Origin of the sequence: Streptomyces palmae (genome assembly GCF_004684805.1) — a bacterium.
GTDB classification, from domain to species: Bacteria; Actinomycetota; Actinomycetes; order Streptomycetales; family Streptomycetaceae; genus Streptomyces; species Streptomyces palmae.
In genome coordinates, this window is record NZ_SRID01000768.1 from 1 (window position 1) to 759 (window position 759).

Here is a 759-nt window from a genome sequence, read left to right on the forward strand (position 1 = left end):
ACGCCAAGGTGTCGGCCAACGCGGGAAGATCCCCACGCTCCACCGCATCCCAGAACCCGGCATCCACCGCCTCACCACGATCCGCCGAGACCGCCACCGGCTCCAACCAGAACCGCTCCCGCTGGAACGCATACGTCGGCAACTCCACCCGCCGACCCCGCACCCCAGCAGCACGCAGCACCTCAACCCAATCGACCGACGCACCCCGCACAAAGACCTGCGCAAGCGCCTCGGACAGTGCTTGGGCCTCCTCGCGGTCAGCGCGCAGCGCGGGCGCGAACACCGCCTCGGGCAAGGAGTCCTGGCCCATCGCGGACAGCACCCCATCCGGACCCAACTCCAAGAACACCGAAGCCCCGGCACCCGCCAAAGCCTCGACACCCGCCGCGAACCGCACAGCCTCCCGCACATGCCGCACCCAGTACCCGGGCGAACACAGCTCCTCAGCGGAAGCGATCTCGCCAGTGACATTCGAGACCACCGGGATCGACGGCGCCACATACGACAACCCCTCGGCCACCGCCGCGAACTCCGCCAACATCGGCTCCATCAACGGCGAATGGAACGCATGCGAGACCCGCAGCCGCTTGGTCTTCACACCCGAAGCCGCCAGCTTCTCAGCGACCTCAAGAACAGCGGTCTCAACGCCGGACAGCACCACCGACACCGGACCGTTGACAGCCGCGATACCCACCTCGGCCTCACGCCCCACCAGCAACGGCAGAACATCAGCCTCAGCAGCCTGCACCGCCACCATCG

Annotated in this window: 1 protein-coding gene; it reads right to left on the bottom strand. The window is 67.7% G+C overall.

Annotation, left to right across the window (positions count from 1 at the left end):
• A partial coding sequence (locus E4099_RS32565; RefSeq protein WP_135342668.1) for an acyltransferase domain-containing protein occupies window positions 1-759 on the bottom strand: 759 nt, incomplete at both ends.